The following is a 3,426-nucleotide window of genomic DNA, read 5'->3' as shown; positions in this document are numbered from 1 at the left end:
TTCAGGACTTCCGCCGGCTCTCGCCGTCTCCCAAACTTATCCCGAACTGACGTTAAATAAATAACAGGGGTCACGGACACCGCCGAAAAATTGTCTTGTGTTTTCCCTTTGCGTCTTCTACCCTTCAAGGAGTGTTGATTAGCCGTTTTCTTGGGTCGGGAACGTAACGTATCGATTGTGTTCAGGCGTGGACTTTTCGAGCCGATTCAGCCGGTAATTTTCCAAGCAGCTTGATTACGAAAGGAGATCATTGATGTATGCGATGCGGGGTTTCGTCCTGGTGACGGCTGTTTGTGGGGCAATGGCTTCTCCCTGTCTGGCGGAATCCCCGAAAACAGTCCCCCTGCCCGGAGTGCAGTCCCTGGTTGAACGTCACAACAAGGCGTTTGACGCGCAGGATCTCGAGGGCGTGATGGCGACCTATTCCTCGTCGCCCGGTGCCGTCCTGTTGGGTACCGGTGCTGGCGAAGCCTATCTGGGCGGGGAAGGGATCTCCGCTGCTTACGCTCAGTTCTTTACCAAGTTCAAGCCGAACAGCATCAGTTTCAGCAACCAGTGGATTTCAACCGGTGCGAGCGGTAACATCGCTTGGTTTGCGATGACCACCACGATGAAAGCCCCCATCGACCAGGAAACGCGGGAACGCGCCTTCAACATGTCCGGAACCTTGCAAAAGGAGAAAGGCCAGTGGCGTTTTGTCAGCATGCACTTTTCCCGGCTGGGTGCCGAGTAGTAGGGCCGGCGAAAGCATCTGAGGAACGTTCAAAAAACAACCTGCGGAAATTCATTGCTGGACTGGGAAAACGCGGGGATTCCATTGATCAGCTTTCGCAAATTTTTTTTGAAACCTTCCTGAGTGAAGCGCATGAGGCCGTCGAACCGATCCGCATGGTACTTTGCCTCTGGTTTGAGACCAGTTCCTATGGGGTCATGGCCGGATTTTTGCGAGCAGGAAACCGAGGTTGAATATGAAAGACGATATGAAATCACAGCAGGGAACTGACGACAATACAGCCGACGACCCGATGTTGACGGGGCGGAGAGACTTCCTCCGCAGTCTCAACAAGTGGTCCAAGGTCGTCATCGGCAGCGCCCTCTTCGGTGGGGCAATGTTGAAACTGGGTGCTGTGCCGGACGCCGAGGCGGGCGCCTGGGCCAACCGCGCGGGCGGAGGCGGTGCCTGGGCCAACCGCGCGGGCGGAGGCGGTGCCTGGGCCAATCGTGGCGGCGCCTGGGCCAACCGTGGCGGCACTTGGATCAATGGCGGCGGTTCCTGGGTCAACCGCTTCTAGCCGCTCACTCTTTTCCCCTTCCCGTACTGCCTGGCGCGGGAAGCGGGATAGCAGATGCATACGTCTCGGTTTCCGCGCGTCACCACGGGAAGACGATGTCCTCGGTCAATCAACGGCGATATCCTTGGTAGTCCGCGAAAGTACGCCTCTTGACTGATTCACTCTTGTACAACGTCCCGCTTGCCTTGGTCGATGCCTATCGGGGACGTCATCTCGTGGTTCGTTCCCGGGATCCCGACCTGATCAGCGCAGCACTCTCGACGAAGGACTGCGACGACCTCGCCTATGTGCAGATCCTCGGCCTGAGTGCGCCGGTGGACGGCCTGTTGCGCTGGGAATGCGGGACTCCTCTCGATCTGGTGGTGGAAAAGCCGACCGAAGAGTTGCCGCTACTCTACAAGTACTCGCCCTTGCTGACCGACCGACCAGTTCGGGTTTCGGTGCCTTTTGCGCCTGGGTTCGGCAAGGTGGTGAGGCTGGCGATATCGCTTGATTTCGCAGTGAAGCTCGAAGGATCTCAGCCAGCGCATTCCCTCGCCGAAGAGCTGCTTGGCGTGGCCAGCGATTACCTTTACCGGCCGAGTGTCTCGGTGCCCGTCGAGTTCTTCCACAGCCTCTTCCTGGCTTTTTTTCGCCAGGAGCCAGTGAGCCTCTGGGCCGTGCAGGAGGAAGATCCTCGCCGGATCCGCTACGTAACCGACCAGAACGAAGAGACTGTCGGCAAGCGATTCATCGGCATGGCGCCGCCATCCGATTTCAACGAATTTGTCAGCGCGCAGATTGCCGGGTTGATCACGGAAGGGGGGGAATGCCGAGGATGCGAATTCGTCGATAGCTGCTCCGGCTATTTCAAATGGCCCGCTAGGAATTATCGCTGCGACACCGTCAAGGTCCTATTCCGGACGCTCGCCGAGGCAGCAAGGGAGTTGCGGAGCGATCTCGCTGCATGCCCGACGAACGGGACAGGAGCTGCGTGAAGCCTCCTTTTTCCCTCATCCTGCTGCCCACACTGCGCTGTAACGCCGATTGCGAGTACTGCTTCGAGACCCGAACCGAAGATCGACTTACCCTGAATCAACTTGCCGTCGTGCTCCGGAAGGTCCTTGACTACATGCAGGACCGGCAGATCGACACCTTGTCCATCTACTGGCAGGGCGGTGAGGTGATGACCCAGCCACCCGAATGGTTCGAGCGCGCCCATGAACTCGTCCAGGAGATTGCGACCGCCCGGGAAAAGCGAATAGGCAATTACCTGCAGACCAACATGATTGGTTACGGCCCGAAATGGAAACCGGTCATCACGGAAATGTTTGGCAACAGCCTGGGGACTTCGATGGATTTCCCCAATCTCCACCGCCGCGTCAAGGGTGGCACGCCGCAACAGTATCAGGACCTGTGGGAAAGAAAGGTTCTCGAGGCCAGGGAAGCCGGCATCGAGATTGGCGTCATTGCGATACCCAATGCCGGGACCGTCGAAGCCGGAGCGGAGGCCTTCTATTCCTATTTCGTCGACCGTCTTGGAATCCGGGATTTTCAGGTCAATACGCCCTTCCCGGGAGGCATGTCGAAAGCGGTGAAGTGTGCTCATCCTCTGGAAACGGAAGACCTCAGCCGCTTTCTACTGGAGCTGGCCGATATCTGGGAGAAACGAGGTAGGGACGCAGGTGTACGAATCGGACCCTTCGACAAGCTGCTCGCCTACTTCGAGCAGGGCACGAAAGACCTGCTCTGCATCTGGCGCGAGAACTGCGCAAACGAATTTGTCTGTATCGATCCCCGTGGGCACGTAGCCCAATGCGACTGCTGGGTCAGCAGTTATCCCGAGTATCGCTTTGGCAACATTCTTGATCCGGTCAGCCTCTCGGATCTGCTGCGACGGAGCGATGCACGCCGGGAGTTCCAGATGAGACCCGGTTCTCTGATACAAACCGAAGAGTGCCTGGATTGTGACTACCTCGCCATCTGCCACGGCGGATGCCCGGTGAGAGCCTACAGCGTTCACGGCGACATTCTTACGAAAGATCCCTATTGTGACCTGTACAAGAAGATCTTCGCCCGTATGGAAGCAATGTCGGGAGGGGGCTGCCACACAACGGCCGGAATTTCGACGGAGCCGACCGTGCCGTAAGGCTCG

Annotated in this window: 4 protein-coding genes; 3 read left to right on the top strand and 1 reads right to left on the bottom strand. The window is 57.8% G+C overall.

What is annotated here, in order from left to right; all coding sequences use genetic code 11:
- Positions 1–253: 253 nt before the first annotated feature.
- Complete coding sequence (locus tag VSS37_RS04300) at positions 254–733, top strand: nuclear transport factor 2 family protein (RefSeq protein WP_046535193.1); 480 nt, start codon at positions 254–256, stop codon at positions 731–733.
- Between the two features lie 253 nt (positions 734–986).
- Here the strand turns inward: VSS37_RS04300 and VSS37_RS04295 are convergent, their stop codons facing one another.
- Positions 987–1,352 (bottom strand): hypothetical protein, encoded by a 366-nt coding sequence (locus tag VSS37_RS04295; RefSeq protein WP_324693451.1) that lies wholly within the window; start codon positions 1,350–1,352, stop codon positions 987–989.
- A gap of 89 nt (positions 1,353–1,441) precedes the next feature.
- On the opposite strand from VSS37_RS04295, the gene VSS37_RS04290 reads away from it, so the two are divergent.
- Positions 1,442–2,269, top strand: a complete 828-nt coding sequence (locus VSS37_RS04290; RefSeq protein ID WP_138678489.1) for a hypothetical protein — start codon at positions 1,442–1,444, stop codon at positions 2,267–2,269.
- Positions 2,239–3,420 carry a radical SAM protein gene (locus VSS37_RS04285; protein WP_046535196.1) on the top strand — a complete coding sequence of 394 codons (1,182 nt, stop codon included), beginning with the start codon at positions 2,239–2,241 and terminating at the stop codon, positions 3,418–3,420. Before VSS37_RS04290 ends, VSS37_RS04285 begins: the two co-directional genes overlap by 31 nt.
- The last annotated feature ends 6 nt before the right edge of the window (positions 3,421–3,426 follow it).

The organism is Candidatus Thiothrix phosphatis (genome assembly GCF_035668035.1).
Classification (GTDB): domain Bacteria; phylum Pseudomonadota; class Gammaproteobacteria; order Thiotrichales; family Thiotrichaceae; genus Thiothrix; species Thiothrix phosphatis.
Note: the sequence above shows the minus strand (reverse complement) of the source record. Positions and strands in the feature narration are given on the sequence as shown.

Excerpts from the sequence above, each read along its gene's own strand:
- VSS37_RS04300 (WP_046535193.1), top strand. The coding sequence starts at position 254 with ATGTATGCGATGCGGGGTTTCGTCCTGGTGACGGCTGTTTGTGGGGCA.
- VSS37_RS04295 (WP_324693451.1), bottom strand. The coding sequence starts at position 1,352 with ATGCATCTGCTATCCCGCTTCCCGCGCCAGGCAGTACGGGAAGGGGAA.
- VSS37_RS04285 (WP_046535196.1), top strand. The coding sequence starts at position 2,239 with ATGCCCGACGAACGGGACAGGAGCTGCGTGAAGCCTCCTTTTTCCCTC.